This is a genomic window from Streptomyces sp. NPDC104814 (assembly GCF_055583185.1).
The window spans coordinates 375,664-392,532 of sequence record NZ_JBVJOL010000007.1; the positions used below are offsets into that span (position 1 = coordinate 375,664).

17 protein-coding genes are annotated in these 16,869 nt (G+C 72.9%); 6 read left to right on the forward strand and 11 right to left on the reverse strand.

Going from position 1 to position 16,869, the window contains the following annotated elements; all coding sequences use genetic code 11:
- Positions 1–115 precede the first annotated feature (115 nt).
- Both ACZ64A_RS24525 and hsaA read right to left on the reverse strand, forming a co-directional pair.
- On the reverse strand, positions 116–1,735 hold the full coding sequence (locus ACZ64A_RS24525; protein ID WP_469813116.1) for a FadD3 family acyl-CoA ligase: 1,620 nt from the start codon (positions 1,733–1,735) through the stop codon (positions 116–118).
- 153 nt (positions 1,736–1,888) lie between these two features.
- A complete protein-coding gene (gene hsaA, locus ACZ64A_RS24530) occupies positions 1,889–3,055 on the reverse strand; it encodes a 3-hydroxy-9,10-secoandrosta-1,3,5(10)-triene-9,17-dione monooxygenase oxygenase subunit (RefSeq protein WP_469813118.1) in 1,167 nt (388 codons plus the stop codon).
- Positions 3,056–3,231: 176 nt separating this feature from the next.
- On the opposite strand from hsaA, the gene ACZ64A_RS24535 reads away from it, so the two are divergent.
- Positions 3,232–4,092, forward strand: a complete 861-nt coding sequence (locus ACZ64A_RS24535) for an IclR family transcriptional regulator (protein WP_469813119.1) — start codon at positions 3,232–3,234, stop codon at positions 4,090–4,092.
- A gap of 270 nt (positions 4,093–4,362) precedes the next feature.
- Here ACZ64A_RS24535 and ACZ64A_RS24540 read toward each other — a convergent pair whose 3' ends face one another.
- The 9 genes from ACZ64A_RS24540 to ACZ64A_RS24580 all read right to left on the reverse strand — a co-directional run bounded on the left by ACZ64A_RS24540 (position 4,363) and on the right by ACZ64A_RS24580 (position 12,329).
- Complete coding sequence (locus ACZ64A_RS24540; RefSeq protein WP_469813120.1) at positions 4,363–5,154, reverse strand: SDR family oxidoreductase; 792 nt, start codon at positions 5,152–5,154, stop codon at positions 4,363–4,365.
- 30 nt (positions 5,155–5,184) lie between these two features.
- Complete coding sequence (locus ACZ64A_RS24545) at positions 5,185–6,246, reverse strand: 2Fe-2S iron-sulfur cluster-binding protein (protein ID WP_469813121.1); 1,062 nt, start codon at positions 6,244–6,246, stop codon at positions 5,185–5,187.
- Complete coding sequence (locus ACZ64A_RS24550) at positions 6,239–6,466, reverse strand: hypothetical protein (RefSeq protein ID WP_469813122.1); 228 nt, start codon at positions 6,464–6,466, stop codon at positions 6,239–6,241. Before ACZ64A_RS24550 ends, ACZ64A_RS24545 begins: the two co-directional genes overlap by 8 nt.
- A 1-nt stretch (position 6,467) precedes the next feature.
- Positions 6,468–7,625 carry a Rieske 2Fe-2S domain-containing protein gene (locus ACZ64A_RS24555; RefSeq protein WP_469813124.1) on the reverse strand — a complete coding sequence of 386 codons (1,158 nt, stop codon included), beginning with the start codon at positions 7,623–7,625 and terminating at the stop codon, positions 6,468–6,470.
- Between the two features lie 32 nt (positions 7,626–7,657).
- Positions 7,658–8,683: a 4-hydroxy-2-oxovalerate aldolase gene (dmpG, locus tag ACZ64A_RS24560; protein WP_469813126.1), complete on the reverse strand. Its 1,026-nt coding sequence runs from the start codon at positions 8,681–8,683 to the stop codon at positions 7,658–7,660.
- Positions 8,680–9,585 carry an acetaldehyde dehydrogenase (acetylating) gene (locus ACZ64A_RS24565; RefSeq protein WP_469813128.1) on the reverse strand — a complete coding sequence of 302 codons (906 nt, stop codon included), beginning with the start codon at positions 9,583–9,585 and terminating at the stop codon, positions 8,680–8,682. Before ACZ64A_RS24565 ends, dmpG begins: the two co-directional genes overlap by 4 nt.
- Complete coding sequence (locus ACZ64A_RS24570; protein WP_469813130.1) at positions 9,582–10,382, reverse strand: 2-keto-4-pentenoate hydratase; 801 nt, start codon at positions 10,380–10,382, stop codon at positions 9,582–9,584. Before ACZ64A_RS24570 ends, ACZ64A_RS24565 begins: the two co-directional genes overlap by 4 nt.
- Positions 10,383–10,618: 236 nt before the next feature.
- On the reverse strand, positions 10,619–11,533 hold the full coding sequence (locus ACZ64A_RS24575) for an SDR family oxidoreductase (RefSeq protein WP_469813131.1): 915 nt from the start codon (positions 11,531–11,533) through the stop codon (positions 10,619–10,621).
- A gap of 13 nt (positions 11,534–11,546) precedes the next feature.
- Positions 11,547–12,329, reverse strand: coding sequence for an SDR family oxidoreductase (locus ACZ64A_RS24580; RefSeq protein ID WP_469813132.1), 783 nt, complete (start codon positions 12,327–12,329; stop codon positions 11,547–11,549).
- 80 nt (positions 12,330–12,409) lie between these two features.
- Between ACZ64A_RS24580 and ACZ64A_RS24585 the strand changes: the two genes are divergently transcribed.
- From ACZ64A_RS24585 to ACZ64A_RS24605, 5 genes are read left to right on the forward strand one after another with little or no spacing between them, the layout of a single operon-like run.
- Positions 12,410–13,180 carry an enoyl-CoA hydratase family protein gene (locus tag ACZ64A_RS24585; protein WP_469813133.1) on the forward strand — a complete coding sequence of 257 codons (771 nt, stop codon included), beginning with the start codon at positions 12,410–12,412 and terminating at the stop codon, positions 13,178–13,180.
- Between the two features lie 18 nt (positions 13,181–13,198).
- Positions 13,199–14,050, forward strand: a complete 852-nt coding sequence (locus ACZ64A_RS24590; protein ID WP_469813232.1) for a CoA transferase subunit A — start codon at positions 13,199–13,201, stop codon at positions 14,048–14,050.
- Complete coding sequence (locus ACZ64A_RS24595) at positions 14,047–14,802, forward strand: CoA-transferase subunit beta (protein ID WP_469813134.1); 756 nt, start codon at positions 14,047–14,049, stop codon at positions 14,800–14,802. The genes ACZ64A_RS24590 and ACZ64A_RS24595 overlap by 4 nt, the downstream gene beginning before the upstream one ends.
- Entirely contained in the window at positions 14,799–15,905 is a 1,107-nt protein-coding gene (locus ACZ64A_RS24600) for an NAD(P)H-dependent flavin oxidoreductase (RefSeq protein ID WP_469813135.1), read from the forward strand. Before ACZ64A_RS24595 ends, ACZ64A_RS24600 begins: the two co-directional genes overlap by 4 nt.
- A gap of 45 nt (positions 15,906–15,950) precedes the next feature.
- Positions 15,951–16,865 carry a tyrosine-protein phosphatase gene (locus tag ACZ64A_RS24605; RefSeq protein ID WP_469813136.1) on the forward strand — a complete coding sequence of 305 codons (915 nt, stop codon included), beginning with the start codon at positions 15,951–15,953 and terminating at the stop codon, positions 16,863–16,865.
- The last annotated feature ends 4 nt before the right edge of the window (positions 16,866–16,869 follow it).

Here is a 16,869-nt window from a genome sequence, read left to right on the forward strand (position 1 = left end):
CCCCCGGCGGGGTCGGTAGGGGGCCGCGGGGCAGGCCCTGGTGGGGGCGGTGAGGGGCCCTCGGAGACCCGGGCAGGTCCGGGTGGCGGCCGACAGCGACGCTGATCTCCGTACGTCAGGAGTGCGGCAACCGCCGGGCGGCGCGCCGCAGTTCCTCCTTGAGGACCTTGCCTCCGGCGTTGCGGGGCAGCTCCGGTACGGCGTGGAAGCGGCGCGGGACCTTGAAGTTGGCCAGGCGCTCCCGGGCCCAGGCGGTCAGCTGCGCGGGATCGGGCTCGGCGCCCGGCGCCGGGACGTAGAAGGCGACGCCGACCTCGCCGAGGCGCTCGTCGGGGGCGCCGACGACCGCGACGTCGGCGATCCGGTCGTGGCCGCGCAGCACGTTCTCCACTTCCGCCGGGTAGGCGTTGAAGCCGCCGACGATGTACATGTCCTTCAGCCGGTCGGTGATCGACAGGTAGCCCCGCTCGTCGAGCACACCGACGTCACCGGTGTGCAGCCAGCCGTCGGCGTCGATCGTGGCCGCGGTCGCGTCGGGATCGTCGAGATAGCCGCGCATGACGTGGTAGCCGCGCACCACCACCTCCCCGGGCTGCCCCGGCCCGCGGGGGACGCCGTCGGCGTCCACGACGCGGATCTCGGTGCCCGGCAGCGGCGGGCCCGCGGTGGTCGCCACGGTGGTGGCGTCGGCGTCGGGCGGGCAGATGGAGACGACCCCGGTGGACTCGGTGAGACCGTAGGCGCTGAACACGGCCTGGATGCCCAGCTGCGCGCGGATCTGCTCGATCAGCTCGGGATGGACGCCGGTCCCGCCGGCGCCGGCCAGGCGCAGCGCCGTCAGGTCGTGTGCGGCGCGCCGCGGATGGCCGAGCAGGCAGGTGAAGACGGTGGGCGTGGCCATCAGCACGCTGACCCGCTCCCGTTCCAGCAGGGGCAGGATCCGGTCGAGGTCGAAGACCTCCTCGGGCAGCATGGTGGCGCCGTTCAGCAGGCAGGCGACGACGCCCGCCTTGTAGCCGAAGACGTGGAAGAACGGGTTGACCAGCAGATAGCGGTCGCCCGCGCGCAGGGTGACCACCCGGGACCACTCCTCGAAGACGCGGAGTGTGTGACGGTGGGTGGTCATCACGCCTTTGGAGCGTCCCGTGGTGCCCGAGGTGAAGAGGATGTCGGCGAGGTCGTCGGGGCGGACGGCCGCGGTGCGGGCGGCGCGTTCGGCGTCCGGCACCCGCTCGCCCGCGGCCAGGTAGTCGGCCCAGCCCAGGGCTTGTTCCCCCGGCTCTCCGCGCAGCACCACCGTACCGCTCAGCCGGCCGAGGTCCTCGCCCGAGTCGCGCAGCATGGCCACGTAGTCGTTGCCGAGGAAGCCCCGCTCGGTGAACAGCAGCCGGGCGCCGCTGCGCCGGATGATGTCGGCGGCCTCGGCGGCCTTGTAGCGGGTGTTGAGGGGCACGAGGACGCCGCCCACGGACACCGCGCCGAGCGCGGCTGCTATCCACTGCCGGGTGTTGGGCGCCCAGACGGCCACCCGGTCGCCGGGGGCGATGCCGTGGGCGAGGGCGGCCCGGGCGGCCGCGTGCACCTCGTCCCGCAGGCGGGTGAAGCTCCAGCGGACCTCACCGTCGACGAGGGCCTCCTGCTCGCCGTGGACGTGGGCGGCGTGGTCGGCGAGCTGCGCGAGGGTGGCGGGGGCGTGGGGACGCGTCCCCGGCCGGTCGGTGAACACGCTCGTCATGACTCTTTCCGTTCGAGGAAGGGGTGGCTGGGGGAAGCGGACAGGGCGGAACCCCCGCCCGGATCGACGCGGGGCCGCGCGGGCGGAGCCGGGCGGGGGGCGCTGGGCGTTGGACGTTCGGCGTCGGGCGTCGGGTTGTGACGGGGGTGGGGATCAGAGCATGGGGTCCTGGACCGCGATGCCGAGCGCGTCCTTGCCGTACAGGACGAGGGCGCGTTCCACGTCGTTGGCGGCCTGGCCGCGACCGGTGTGCACGTCGCGCCAGGCGCGCTGCAGGACGCCCCCGGTGCTCAGGGCGCGTGCGCCGGCGTCGCCGAGCAGCAGGTCCAGTGCCCCGACGGCGCGTTCGGTGGCGAGCACCTGGTCCCGGCGGGTGCGGGCGCGCAGGGACGTCGGTGGTTCGTCGCCGCTGCGGGCGCAGGCGTACAGGTCGGCGATGTTGCGGGTGAGCTGGAGCCAGGCGGCGTCGATGTCGCCGGCGGCGCGGGCGATGCGGACCTGCACGAAGGGGTCCTCGGCGGCCCGCTGCCCGTAGGAGACGCTGACGCGCGCGCGGGCGGTCGCCACATGGTCGTCGTACGCGCCCTCGGCGATGCCGACCATCGCCGTCGAGATCGCGGTGGTGAAGACGGCGGCGTACGGCAGCCGGTACAGCGGCTGGGTGTTGACCTCCTGTCCGGGGCAGTGCAGGGCGCTCATGGGGCCGTAGCCGAGCGTGCGGTGTTCGGGGACGAAGGCGTCGTCGACGACGATGTCGTTGCTGCCGGTTCCTCGCAGGCCGACGGTGTCCCACACGTCCTCGACGCGGTAGGCGTCGCGGGGCAGCAGGAAGGTGCGCATGTCGACCGGCCGGCCCTGAGCGTCCGTGACGAGTCCGCCGAGCAGCGCCCACCGGGCGTGGTCGCAGCCGGAGGAGAAGGGCCAGCGGCCCCGCAGACGGAAGCCGCCGCGCACGGCGGTGACGGTACCGGCCGGGGTGTACGAGGAGCAGATCCGGGCGGCGTCGTCCTCGCCCCACACCTCCCGCTGGGCGCGCGGGTCGAACAGGGCCACGTGCCAGGGGTGCACCCCCAGGACGGCGGCGGTCCAGCCGGTCGAGCCGCACGCCTTGGCGAGTTCGCGCACGGCGTCGTAGAAGACGGCCGGATCGGCGGCGAGTCCGCCGTGGGCCGGGGGTTGCAGCAACCGGAAGAAGCCGGCCTGTTCCAGCTCCTTGACGGAGGCGTCGGGCAGGCGGCGGCGCTCCTCGGCTTCGGCGGCTCGCTCGCGCACGGCGGGGGCCAGGTCGCGAACCGCCGCGGACACGTCGTCGTCGCGCATGCGCATCCCTCTCAGGGTCCTCAGGTCGTCCTGGGGCGATGGGGGGAACCTACGCGTTACTGTTCCGAAACGAAATACCCTCTTCCCAGCAGATGGGATCCGCTGGCAGTCTCCCCCGCAGATCGCCCATGACGGCCCCGCCCCGGGGCCGTCGGCCGTCCGTGTGGGAGGTGCCGATGACGTCGCACGCTGTCGAGGCCGGTCACCCGCCGCTCTCCCTGCTGGAGAAGGCGGCGAAGGTTCTCAGCGCGTTCCAGACCGCGCAACCCCGTCTGACGCTCACCGAGGTCGTACGCCGCTCCGGCCTGCCCCGGTCGTCGGCGCACCGCATCCTCGACCAGCTGGTGCAGCTGCGCTGGCTGGAGCGCGAGGGCCGGGACTACCGGCTGGGGCTGGGCATGCTGGAACTGGGCGCGCTGGCCACGCATCACAACCGGCTGCGGCGCGCGGCGCTGCCCCATCTGCACGCGCTGCACGAGTCCACCGGCCATCTGGTGCACCTGACCGTGCTCGACGGTACCGAGGTGGTCTACCTGGAGCGGATCGGTGGTTCCGACGACTCCGGTGTGCCGTCGCGGGTGGGCGGCCGGCAGCCGGCGTACTGCACGGCGTCCGGCAAGGCGATCCTGGCCTTCTCCGACGCCGCGCTGGTGGAGCAGGTGATCGGGCAGGGGCTGCGGCCGAGGACGCCGCGCACCATCACCCGCCCGGAGTCCCTGCGCGGGGAACTGGCGCTGGCGCGGGAGCGCGGGGTGGCCTTCGACCATGAGGAGGGGTTCCGGGGGGTGTCGTGCGTGGCGGCACCGCTGCGCGGCGCGGGCCGGGCCATCGCCGCGATCTCGGTGTGCGGCAACGGTGCGCACCGGGAGCTGGAGCGCATCGCCCCCGCCGTGCGCGGCTGCGCCCGGGCGGTGTGGCAGGCCATGTTCGGCCCCGGGCGGCACGCACACCCGGCCGGGACGCCGCCGGAGCCGGGTGTGCCGCAGCCCGCGATGGACACGATGATGGCGTGGCTGCGCTTCAGCGAGTGGATGTGAGGCGGCCGCCACGACGGGTGTGAGGCGGCGTCCGCGACAGGTCTGAAGCCCGAAGGCGTCACGCCCCTGCGGGAGACCCCCGGACCTGCCCCCCCGGCGGGCAGGCCCTCGGGCCTGCGCCCCTGGGGGCAGGCGCTCGGATCGAGCCACCCCCGGGCGGAGGCGCTCGGTCCTGAGCCCCCGGGCAGGCAGGCACTCACTCCACCCGCGCCGGCGGGCAGGCACTGCCTGCCACTCGCCCCGACGGGCGGGCGTGCCTGCCCGCCTCCGTCACCAGGTGCTGTCGCCGCGCAGTACCGCGTCCGCGCCGCCGTCGGCGAAGACCACCTGGCCGGTGACGTGGGTGTTCTCCGGGGAGGTCAGCCAGGTGAGGAGCGGGGCGATCTGCTCGGGCCGGGCGTGGCCGTGCAGCGGCATCGGCACGCTCTGTTCGACCAGGCCCCGCATCTCGGGGTCGTCGAGCAGGGGACGCGTCAGCGGGGTGAGGATCACGCCGGGCGCGACGGCGTTGAGCGCGATACCGGCGCCGGCCCAGTCCCCGGTGACCGCGCTGCGGCGCACCCAGCGGGAGACGGCGGCCTTGGAGGAGGAGTAGACGAGGTGTCCCTCGCCGCGCTCGACGGCCGCCCGGGCGGCCGCCACCGCCGCTTCCTCGTCGCCCGCGAGCGCGGCGTCGACGATGGCGGGATCGGTCGGGTGCACGCAGTCGACGGAGCCGACGACGAGGGCCCGCGGCTCGCGTCCCGCGGCCAGCAGGGGGCGCAGTCCTTCCAGGGTGGCGACGGCGCCGAAGTGGTTGACCTGGACGGTGAGCGGGGCGAAGTCCGCGATGCCTGCGCAGGCGATGACGGCGTCGAGCCGGCCCCGCGTCCGTTCCCGTGTCCGCTCCACGAGTGCGGTGCGGCCCTCGGCCGTGGACAGGTCGGCGTGGATGTCGCCGTCCTTCAGGTCCGCCGTGACGACGGTGTGTCCTTGTGTGCGCAGCCGGTCGGCGGTGGCCTTGCCGAGTCCGGAGGCCGCTCCGGTGACGAGACAGGTGCGGGGCATGGTCGGCTCCTGCATGGTCGGCTCCTTCGATCGGGTCGTGACGGGTCAGGAGTAGGTGACGTCGACCCGGTCGGTCAGGGGCAGCGCCTGGCAGGCCAGGACGTAGCCCTCGGCGACGTCGTGGTCGTCCAGGACGTCGTTGCGGAGCATCTTCACCTCGCCGCTCTCCAGCCGGCAGGTGCAGGCGCTGCACGCGCCCTCCCGGCAGGAGTACGGCGCGTCCACGCCGGCGGCCAGCAGGACGTCGAGCAGGACCGTGCCGGGGGGCCAGGGCAGCGTCCGGGTCTGTCCGTCGAGTTCCACCCGCAGCGTGCCGGCGCCCTCCGCCGGCCCGGTGGGGGCGGCGGCCGGTGCGTCGAAGACGTCGGCGCCGAGGGAGAAGAACCGCTCGCGGTGGATGCGGTCGCCCGGTGTGCCGAGGGTCCGGAGCGCCTGTTCGGCGGCGTCCATCATCGGCTGCGGGCCGCACAGGTAGGCCGCGCGGCCGGCGTAGGGGGCGAGCGTGGCGGCCAGCCGGCCGGCGACCGGCAGGCCCTGGAGGGACTCCAGCCAGTGCAGGACGAGCAGGCGGTCGGGGTGGGCCTCGCTCAGGGCGCGCAGCTCGTCGCGGAAGATGACGCAGGAGTCGTCGCGGTTGGCGTAGAGCAGGGTGATGCGGTGACCGCCCTCGGCGAGGGCCGACTTGGCGATGGACAGCACCGGGGTGATGCCGCTGCCCCCGGCGACGAGCAGCAGGTCCCGGTCGAAGGAGTCCAGGGTGAACGTGCCGGCCGGGGGCAGCACCTCCAGTTCGTCGCCCGCCGTGATGTGGTCGCAGACCCAGTTGGAGCCGTGTCCGCCGGCCACCCGCTTGACGGTGACCTTCATCGGCTCCCCGGTGTGCGGTGAGCTGGCCAGCGAGTAGCAGCGGGCGGCCCATGTGCCGTCCGGGCCGGGGAGCTTGAGGGTGAGGAACTGGCCCGGGCGGTAGGCGAAGCGGCCGGCGCTCTCCGGCGGCGCCTGGAGCACCAGGGAACGCGCGTCGGCCGTTTCGGCGATCACCTCGGTGACCCGCAGCCGGTGGGTGCGCGGCCCGCCGGGCACCGGTTCCGACGTCGGCTCAGACATCGGCGACCTCCAGGGTGCCGTTCTCGACCGCGCGGTCGATGCTCTCGCGCAGTGCCCGGCAGGTCCGGATCCGGGCGGTGCTGCCGCCCTCGGTCGCCCGGCCGCTGAACTCCCCGCAGGCGACGGCCGCATCCGCGGTCCACTGCACGGAGGTGTGGGCCATGCTGAACTTCTCGCACAGGACCTGGTTGCCGCAGGTCGCGCACTCCACCGGCTGCATGTCAGACTCCGGTCTCCCGCTGTGCCTCGGCGGTGCGGCGGGCCAGGTTCGCCTCGACCTCCGCACGCCATGTCTCGTTGGCCCGGCCGGTGTCGAGTTCGAACTCGAAGCGCCGGATCATCTCGTCCTTGACGTCGGCGGTGTCGACGTAGAACTGCTCGTACCAGCGGCGCAGTTGGTAGACCGGGCCGTCCTCCTCGGTGAGCAGCGGGTTGTCGATGCGGGTCTTGTTCTTCCAGATCTCCACGTCCTGCTCGAAGCCCTGGGCGAGGCTTACGGAGGTGACCTCGGCCGCCTGCGCGGCCTGTTCGTCGGTCATCCCGGGCAGCTTCTTCACGATCGCGCCGTACTGGAGCACGAAGCTGTTCTCGTCCACCGGGTAGTGGCAGTTGATGAGCACCATCTCCATCTCGACGCCCTCCGCCACCGGCGACCAGAGGTAGTCGATCATGTACGACGGGCCGTAGTACGAGGCGTCGGAGCGCAAGGGGGCGCTCAGCGTGCCGAGGTCGACGTCCTGGCGGGGGCTGCTCTCCATGTACTGGGTGGCGATGTGGCCCTCGAAGACGTTCTTGAAATACGTCGGGAAGGAGAAGTGGACGTAGTAGAAGTGGGCCATGTCGACGATGTTGTCGACGATCTCCCGGCAGTTGGAGCCCTCGACGCGCAGCGTCTTCCAGGTCCACTCGCTCCACTGGCCGGCCTCGGGGCCGTGGATGCCGGCGATCTCGGGGATGGTGACGCCGGGCGGCGGGGGGTTGCCCTCGGGGTCGTGCCAGACGAACAGCTGCTTGTTGCGCTCCAGGGTGAGCCAGGAGCGGGTCTTCGCGCGCGGCGGGACCCGGCGGGCGTAGGGGATGTCCGCGCAGCGGCCGTTGCCGGACCAGCGCCAGTCGTGGAACGGGCAGGCGACGGTGTCGCCCTTGACGCTGCCGTGGGCGAGGTTGCCGCCCATGTGCGGGCAGTAGGCGTTCAGCACGTGCAGCTGTTGGTCGTCGGCGCCCTGGAACACCACCAGCTTGGTGCCGAACGCCTCGATCTCGTGCGGTTCGCCGTCCCTGAAGGTCTCGGCGAGGCCCAGGCAGTGCCAGCCGCGCGCGAACCGCGCCGGCGGCCTGCCCGCGTCGATGACCCGGACCTGTTCTTCGATCGCCGTCATGGGGTCCCTCCCAGGTGTGTCGGTCGTACGGGTCAGTTCTGCGCGGCCAGTTCCACGGCGATGTCGATGAGCTGGTCCTCCTGGCCGCCGACGAGGCGGCGCTCGCCCGCGCGCAGGAGGATCTCGGCACCGGAGACGCCGTAGCGCTCGGCCTGCCGGTAGGCGTGCTTGAGGAAGCTGGAGTAGACGCCGGCGTGTCCCATCAGCAGGGCCAGACGGTCCAGTCGGCACTCGTCGTCCATCACCGGGCGGACCACGTCCTCGGCCGCGTCGATGATCTTCAGTACATCGATGCCGGTGCGGATGCCCATCTTGGCGCACACCGCGACCAGTGCCTCGACGGCGGTGTTGCCGGCGCCGGCGCCGAGGCGGCGGGTGGAGCCGTCGATCTGCACCGCGCCGGCCCTGATCGCGGCGATGGAGTTGCCGGTGCCCAGGGCCAGGTTCTCGTGGCCGTGGAAGCCGATCTGGGCGTCGTCGCCGAGTTCGGCGGCCAGGGCCTCGACGCGGGCCGTGACGTCGTCCATGACCATGGCTCCGGCCGAGTCGACGACGTAGACGCACTGGCAGCCGGCGTCGGTCATGATCCGGCCCTGCTGTGCGAGCTTCTCGGGTGTCGTGGAGTGGGCCATCATCAGAAAGCCGACGGTCTCCAGGCCCATCTCGCGGGCGAGGCCGAAGTGCTGGACCGCGATGTCGGCCTCGGTGCAGTGGGTGGCGATCCGGCACACGCGCGCGCCGTTGCCGTGGGCGGCCCGGATGTCGTCCTTGACGCCGAGGCCGGGGAGCATCAGGAAGGCGATCTTCGCCTGCCGCGCGGTGTCCACGGCGACCTTGATCAGCTCCTGCTCGGGCGTCCTGGAGAAGCCGTAGGTGAAGGAGGAGCCGCCGAGCCCGTCGCCGTGGGTGACCTCGATGACGGGGACGCCGGCGTCGTCCAGGGCGGTGACGACGGAGCGGACGTCCTCGGCGGTGAACTGGTGGCGCTTGGCGTGCGAGCCGTCGCGCAGCGAGGAGTCGGTGACACGGATGTCGAGGGTGCCGGAGTAGGTCCTCACGCGATGATTCCCTTCGCGAACTCCTCGCCGACCTTGGTGGCGGCGGCGGTCATGATGTCGAGGTTTCCGGCGTACGGCGGCAGGTAGTCGCCGGCGCCCTCCACCTCCAGGAAGATCGCCACCCGTGCCATCCCCCCGTTCTCGGGGCGGGGGGCGTCGAACTGCGGCTCGCTGCGCAGGCGGTAGCCGGGGACATAGGCGGCGACCTGCTCGGCGATCTCCTTGACGGAGGCGGCGATCGCGGCGTGGTCGGCGTCCTCGGGGATCGCGCAGAAGACGGTGTCGCGCATGATGACGGGCGGCTCGGCCGGGTTGAGGATGATGATCGCCTTGCCGCGCTCGGCGCCGCCGATGGTCTCGATGCCGCGCGAGGTGGTGCGGGTGAACTCGTCGATGTTCGCGCGGGTGCCGGGCCCGGCGGAGAGCGAGGCCACCGAGGCGACGATCTCCGCGTACGGCACGGGCACGACGCGCGAGACGGCGTACACCATGGGAATGGTGGCCTGCCCGCCGCAGGTGATCATGTTGACGTTCGCCTTGTCGAGGTGCGCGCCCAGGTTGGCGGGCGGCACGACGGCGGGGCCGAGGGCGGCCGGGGTCAGGTCGACGGCCTTGATGCCGAGTTCGGCGTAGCGCGGGGCGTTGGCGCGGTGGACGTAGGCGGAGGTCGCCTCGAAGACGATGTCGGGCAGCTCGTCCTGGGCGAGCAGCCGGTCGACGCCCTCGTGGGTGGTCTCCAGGCCGGCCCGGCGGGCGCGGGCGAGGCCCTCGCTGTCGGGGTCGACGCCGATCATCCAGCGCGGTTCGACCAGGTCGGAGCGGAGCAGCTTGTACAGCAGGTCGGTGCCGATGTTGCCGGAGCCGACGATCGCGGCGGTCGCCTTGGTCGTGGTGGTCGTCATGACAGTGCATCACCTTCGGTGAATGTGAGGGAGACCTGGCCCAGCCCGGCGAAGTCGGCGGTGAACGTCGCGCCCGCCGTGACGTCGACGGCCCGGGTGCAGGAGCCGGGCAGCACCACGTGGCCCTTCTTCAGGGGCACGCCGAAGCGGGCGACGGTGCGGGCGAGCCAGGCGACGGAGACGGCCGGGTCGCCGAGCACGGCGTCGCTGCGGCCCTCGGCGAGCAGTTCGCCGCCGCTGCTCAGCCGCGCGTCGATCGCCTTCAGGTCCAGCTCGCGCGGGTCGCGGCCCTCGCCGATGACGTATCCGGCGGAGGAGGCGTTGTCCGCGATGGTGTCGGCGATGGAGATCCGCCAGTCCCGGATGCGGCTGTCGATCAACTCCAGGGCGGGTACGACACGTTCGGTGGCGCGGAGCACGTCCTGCGGGGTGCAGTCCTCGCCCGGCAGGTCGTCGCCGAGGACGAAGCCGACCTCGACCTCGACGCGCGGGGAGCAGTAGCGGGCGACGGGCACGGGGGTGCCGGTGCTCAGCTCCATGTCGTCGAGCAAGTGGCCGTAGTCCGGTTCGTCCACGCCCATCATCTGCTGCATCACCGGGGACGACAGGCCGACCTTGTGGCCGCGCACCTGGGCTCCGGCGGCGAGGCGGTGACCGATGTTGACGAGCTGGATCTGGTAGGCGTCCTGGGTGCCGATGTCCGGGAAGGTCTCGGTCAGCGGGTCGACGGGCGTTCGGCGGTGCTCGGCGGTACGCAGGATCTGCGCCGCGCGCTGCCTTTGGGAGTCCGTGAGCATGGGGGTCCTTCGCGGGTGCGTCGGGCTGTTCGGGGAGGCTAAGGGGGGTGCGGGACGGGCGGGGAGGGCGTTTTCCCGCTGACTGGGAAGGAGCGCCGTCGGGGTCCGGGGGCATGGCCGGGTGTGGGTGCGTTGTGGTTCTTCCCGCAGTTCCGCGCGCCGCTTCCGGGGGTTGTACGCGCAGTTCCCCGCACCCCTTCAGGGGGTTGCCGTCGTCCCCGTACGTCAGCGACCGATCACTGTGCCCCGTACACCGGCTGCGGGGGCTGCGCCTGTGCGAGGAGTTTCAGGGCCGCGTCCCCCGCCTCCGCCGGCGTCCAGCGGGCGCCCTTGTCGGTGGTGGGGCCCGGGCGCCAGCCCTCCATGACGGTGATGCGGCCGCCCTCGGTCTCGAAGACCCGCCCGCTCACCCCGGCGCTGGCGTCGGAGCCGAGCCAGACGACGAGCGGGGAGACGTTCTCCGGGGCCATCGCGTCGAAGCCGCCGTCCCGCGGGACGGTCATGGTGTCGGCGAAGGTCTGCTCGGTCATCCGGGTGCGGGCGGCCGGGGCGATCGCGTTGACCTGGACGCCGTAGCGGCTCATCTCGGCGGCGGCGACGAGGGTGAGGCCGACGATGCCGGCCTTCGCGGCGGAGTAGTTGCCCTGCCCGACGCTGCCGAGCAGTCCCGCCCCGGAGCTGGTGTTGACGACCCGGGCCTGTGGGGTACGGCCGGCCTTGGCCTCGGCGCGCCAGTGTGCGGCGGCGTGCTTGAGCGGCAGGAAGTGGCCCTTGAGGTGGACGCGCAGGACGGCGTCCCAGTCGTCCTCGTCGAGGTTGACGAGCATGCGGTCACGCAGGAAGCCGGCGTTGTTCACCAGGGTGTCGAGGCGGCCGTAGTTCTCCAGGGCGGTCGCGACGAGGGAGGCGGCGCCGTCCGTGGTGGTGATGTCGCCGGTGTGCGCGACGGCGTGCCCGCCGAGCGCGTGGATCTCGTCGGCGACCTGCTGGGCGGGTCCGGCGGTGCCTCCGGTGCCGTCGAGGCCGACGCCGAGGTCGTTGACGACGACGCGGGCTCCCTCGGCGGCGAGGGCGAGGGCGTGCGCGCGGCCGAGACCGCGTCCCGCGCCGGTGACGACGGCGACGCGTCCGGTGCAGATTCCGGTGGTCATGGGTGGTTTCCCTTCAGGAGAGGTGGTTGACGGTGGCGGCGTCGAGGAACGCCGGGCGTTCGCCGCCGCCGTGGACGTGCAGGCTCGCCCCGGTGACGTACGCGGCGCGGTCGGAGGCGAGGAAGACGCAGGCGTCGCCGATGTCGGCGGGTTCGGCGAGCCGGCCGAGCGGGACGGTGCGGCCGACGGCGGTGATGCCGTCCTCGTCGCCGTAGTGCAGGTGGGACAGTTCGGTGCGGACCATGCCGAGGACGAGCGTGTTGACGCGCACCTTCGGCGCCCACTCGACGGCCATGGTCCGGGCGAGATGGTCCAGGCCCGCCTTGGCGGCACCGTAGGCGGCGGTCCCGGGTGAGGGGCGGGTGCCGCTCACACTGCCGATCATCACGATCGACCCGCCCGGCTCCTGTTCCCGCATCACCTCGTACGCGGCGAGCGAGGTGGTCAGCGGCGCGAGGAGGTTCAACCCGACGACCCGGGCGTGCCGTTCGGCGCCGCCCTCGCCGAGCATCCGGAACGGGGTGCCGCCGGCGTTGTTGACCAGGGTGTCCAGTCGCCCGTACTCCTCGCGGATCCGCGTGAAGAGGCCGTCGACCGCCCGTGGGTCGCGCAGGTCGGCCGGCAGGAAACGGGCGGTGCGGCCGGCGGCTTCGACGGGCCGTTCCGGGGGGTTGCGCGCGCAGGTCACGACCTGCGCCCCGGCTTCGAGGAAGGCGCGGGCTATCCCCGCTCCGACCCCCCGCGTGCCGCCTGTGACCACCGTCACACATCCGGTCAGATCAATGATCGTCGCCAATGAGCACCTCCCGCAGCGCGCGGACCGCTGCTACCTTGCACACCTAACAAACGTTTGGTGGAAAGGTAGCTGATCTGCTCATGGGTGTCTCCACCTCCGTCCGGGAAGACGGCGTCGCCGTCGTCACCGTGGACTTCCCTCCCGTCAACGCCCTTCCCGTCAAGGGCTGGTACGAGCTGGCCGCCGCGGTGCGCGCAGCCGGAGCCGATCCGTCGGTGCGCTGTGTGGTGCTCACCGCCGCCGGCCGCGGTTTCAACGCGGGCGTCGACATCAAGGAGATCCAGCGCACGCCCGGCCACGACGCCCTCGTCGGCGCCAACCGCGGCTGCTACGAGGCGTTCGCCGCGGTGTACGACTGCGAGGTACCGGTGGTCGCCGCGGTCCACGGGTTCTGCCTGGGCGGCGGCATCGGCCTGGCCGGCAACGCCGACGCGATCGTCGCCGCCGACGACGCCACGTTCGGCCTGCCCGAGCTCGACCGGGGCGCGCTCGGCGCGGCCACGCACCTGGCCCGGCTGGTCCCGCAGCACCTGATGCGGGCCCTGTACTACACCTCCCGCACCGTCACCGCCGAGGAGCTGCACCGGCACGGCTCGGTGTGGCGGGTGGTACCGCGCGAGCGACTGCACGACGCCGCGCTGGAACTGGCCGGTGAGATCGCCGCGAAGGACGGCTCACTGATCCGCCTGGCCAAGGCGGCGATCAACGGCATCGACCCGGTGGACGTCCACCGCAGTTACCGCTTCGAGCAGGGCTTCACCTTCGAGGCGAACCTCAGCGGAGTCGCCGACCGTGTCCGCGGTGCCTTCGGCGTCCGCGACACCTTCCGCACGGAACAGGAGCTGACGTAAGTGAGCAAGGACAAGACGATGACCGCCGAGGAGGTCGTCGGCCGCCTGGAGAGCGGCATGACGATCGGCATCGGCGGCTGGGGATCGCGCCGCAAGCCGATGGCGCTGGTGCGGGCGCTGCTGCGCTCGGACGTCACCGACCTGACCGTGGTCTCCTACGGCGGCCCGGACGTGGGCCTGCTCGCCGCCGCCGGGAGGATCCGCAAGCTGGTGGCGGCCTTCGCCACCCTCGACTCCATACCGCTGGAGCCCCACTTCACCGCGGCCCGGCAGCGCGCCGCGTTCGAGATGGTGGAGCTGGACGAGGCCATGTTCATGTGGGGTCTGACCGCAGCGGCCCACCGGCTGCCGTTCATGCCGGTGCGGGCCGGACTCGGCTCCGACGTGATGCACGTCAACCCGCAGCTGCGCACGGTCTCCTCCCCGTACGACGACGGCGAGGAACTGGTCGCCGTGCCCGCCCTGCGGCTGGACGCGGCGCTCGTCCACCTCAATCGCGCCGATGTGCACGGCAACGGCCAGTACCTGGGTCCCGACCCGTACTTCGACGACCTGTTCTGCGAGGCCGCCGACGCCGCCTACGTCTCCTGCGAGCGGATCGTGGACACCGCCGACCTGCTGAAGGAGGCCGGGCCGCAGTCGCTGCTGGTCAAGCGGGCGTTCGTGAACGGCGTCGTGGAGACGCCGCGCGGCGCCCACTTCACCTCATGCGTCCCCGACCACGACCGGGACGAGGCCTTCCAGCGCGCCTATGCGCAGGCCGCCCGCGACCCGGAGGCGTGGTGGGCCTTCAACGAGCGGTTCCTGTCCGGCGACGAGGACGCCTACCAGGCCGCGGTGGCGGCCTTCCACGAGGAGGAGATCCGATGACGGCCACCCGGGCCGAGTACTGCGTCGTGGCGTGCGCCGAGGCATGGCGGGACGCCGGTGAGGTGCTGGCGGCGCCGATGGGCACGGTCCCGGCGATCGGCGCCCGGCTGGCGAAGCTCACCTTCTCCCCCGACCTGCTGCTGACCGACGGCGAGGCGCTGCTCGTCGCCGACGTGGCGGCGGTCGGCGCCAGGGCCGAGGTGATCGAGGGCTGGCTGCCGTACCGGCAGCATCTGGCCCTGGTCGCCACCGGCCGGCGCCATGTGATGATGGGCGCGAGCCAGCTCGACCGCCACGGCAACCAGAACATCTCCTGCATCGGCGACTGGTCCCGCCCGGCACGCCAACTCCTCGGCGTGCGCGGCGCGCCGGTCAACACCCTGAACAACCCGACGAGTTACTGGGTGCCGCGGCACTCCCCGCGGGTGTTCGTCGAGAAGGTCGACATGGTCTCGGGCGTCGGCCACGACCGTGCGGCCGCGGCCGGTCCGTCGGCGAGCCGGTACCACCGCATCCCGCGGGTCGTCAGCGACCTCGGTGTCTTCGACTTCGGCACCCCCGACCGCACGATGCGGCTGCGCTCGCTGCACCCTGGCGTCACCGTCGAACAGGTCGCGCAGGCCACCGGTTTCCGCCTCGCCGTCCCCGACGAGGTGCCGTACACCCGTGAACCGACCGCCGAGGAACTGCGGTTGATCCGCGACGTCGTCGATCCGAAGGGGCTGCGGGAGCGCGAGGTGCCGGCGCCATGAGCGACGCGACGATCTCCACCGCGCTGACCGAACTCGTCGGGGTGCGGCATCCCCTCGTGCAGACGGGCATGGGCTGGGTGGCCGGTCCCCGGCTGGTCTCGGCCGCCGCGAACGCCGGGGCGCTCGGCGTCCTGGCCTCCGCGACCATGTCCACGAGCCGGCTCCGCTCGGCCGTCCGCGAGGTCCGCTCCCGTACGGACGCGCCGTTCGGCGTCAACCTGCGCGCGGACGCCTCCGACGCGGCGGAACGCGTGCGGATCATCATCGAGGAGGGTGTGAAGGTCGCCTCCTTCGCGCTGGCGCCCTCCCAGGAGCTGATCGCCCGGCTGAAGGACGCCGGGGTGGTCGTCATCCCGTCCGTCGGGGCGCGGCGGCACGCCGAGAAGGTCGCCGCGTGGGGCGCCGACGCCGTGGTGGTGCAGGGCGGCGAGGGCGGCGGCCACACCGGGAGCGTCGCCACGAGCGTGCTGCTGCCGCAGGTGGTGGACGCCGTCGGCATCCCGGTGATCGCGGCCGGTGGCTTCCGCGACGGCCGCGGACTGGTCGCGGCACTGGCCTACGGGGCGGCCGGGGTCGCCATGGGCACCCGGTTCCTGCTCACCTCCGACAGCACCGTCCCCGACGCGGTCAAGGCCCGCTATCTGGCCGCCACGGTCCAGGACGTCACGGTCACCACCGAGGTGGACGGGCTGCCGCACCGGATGCTGCGCACCGACCTGGTCGACGCGCTGGAGCGCTCCGGGCGGGCCGCGTCGCTGCTGCGCGCGGTCCGCCATGCCGCCGCCTTCCGCCGCGAGTCCGGTATGAGCTGGGCCCGGATGGTCCGCGACGGTCTCGCCATGAAGCACGGCAGGGAACTGACGTGGAGCCAGGTCCTGCTGGCCGCCAACACCCCGATGCTCCTCAAGGCCTCGATGGTGGACGGCCGCACCGACCTGGGTGTCATGGCCGCCGGCCAGGTCGCGGGCCTGATCGACGATCTGCCGTCCTGCGCCGAACTCGTCGACCGGATCATGGCCGAGGCGCGGACCACCCTCCACACCCTCACCGCCACCGCCGCCACCACCACCACCACCACCAGCGGCACCGCAACCGGCGCCTGACCGGCCCACCACCAGGGACACCCCTCATCTCCGGGAGTTGCTCAGATGCGTGCTCCGCTCATCCCCCGCCTGACGACCGCCGCGGTGGTCGCCGCCGTCACCCTCGGTTCACTGCCCGCCGCGGCGGCCGCGTCCCCGGCACCGCCGACGGTCACCGCCCCCGCCCACCCCGGCGGCGTCGTCCCGCTCGACGGCGCCGTCAACGTCCGTGACCTCGGCGGCTACACGACGGTGACGGGCCGTCAGCTCCGCACGGGCCGGGTGTTCCGCGCCGACGCGCTCGCCCGCCTGACCGACGCGGACCTCACCAGAGTGTCCGCGCTGGGTCTGCGCACCGTCGTCGACTTCCGGGTGCCCGACGAGGTACGGCACGACGGCGACGACCGTCTGCCGGACGGTCTCACCGTGACCGACCGGCCCGTGTCCGACCTGGGGCTGTCCGCCCGGCTCCAGCAGGTCATCGGCTCCGCCGACCCGGTCGCGCAGCAGCAGACGCTGGGCGACGGCAAGGCGGAGGAGTTCATGCGCGCCGTCTACCGCGCCTTCGTCACCGACCCCGTCGACCGGCAGCAGTTCGCGGCCACCGTACGGGACATCGCCGACCACCGGCGCTCCCCCCTGCTGTACCACTGCACCTCCGGCAAGGACCGCACCGGCTGGATGAGCTACCTGCTGCTGCGCGCGGTCGGTGTGGCGCCCGCGACGGCCGAGCGGGACTACCTGCTGTCGAACCAGGTGCGCGCACAGGCCGACCGCGCGGTCCGCGAGGGGCTCAGGAAGGCCGGTCTGATGCAGAACCCTGACCTGCTGATCCCGCTCCAGGAGGTCCGCGACGACTACCTGCGGGCGGCCCTGGACCAGGCCGAGCGCGACTACGGCAGCCTCCACGGCTACCTCACCGACGGCCTCGGCCTGGACACCCCGACCCTGGCGAGACTGCGCGCCGCCCTGCTGAAGTGAGGGA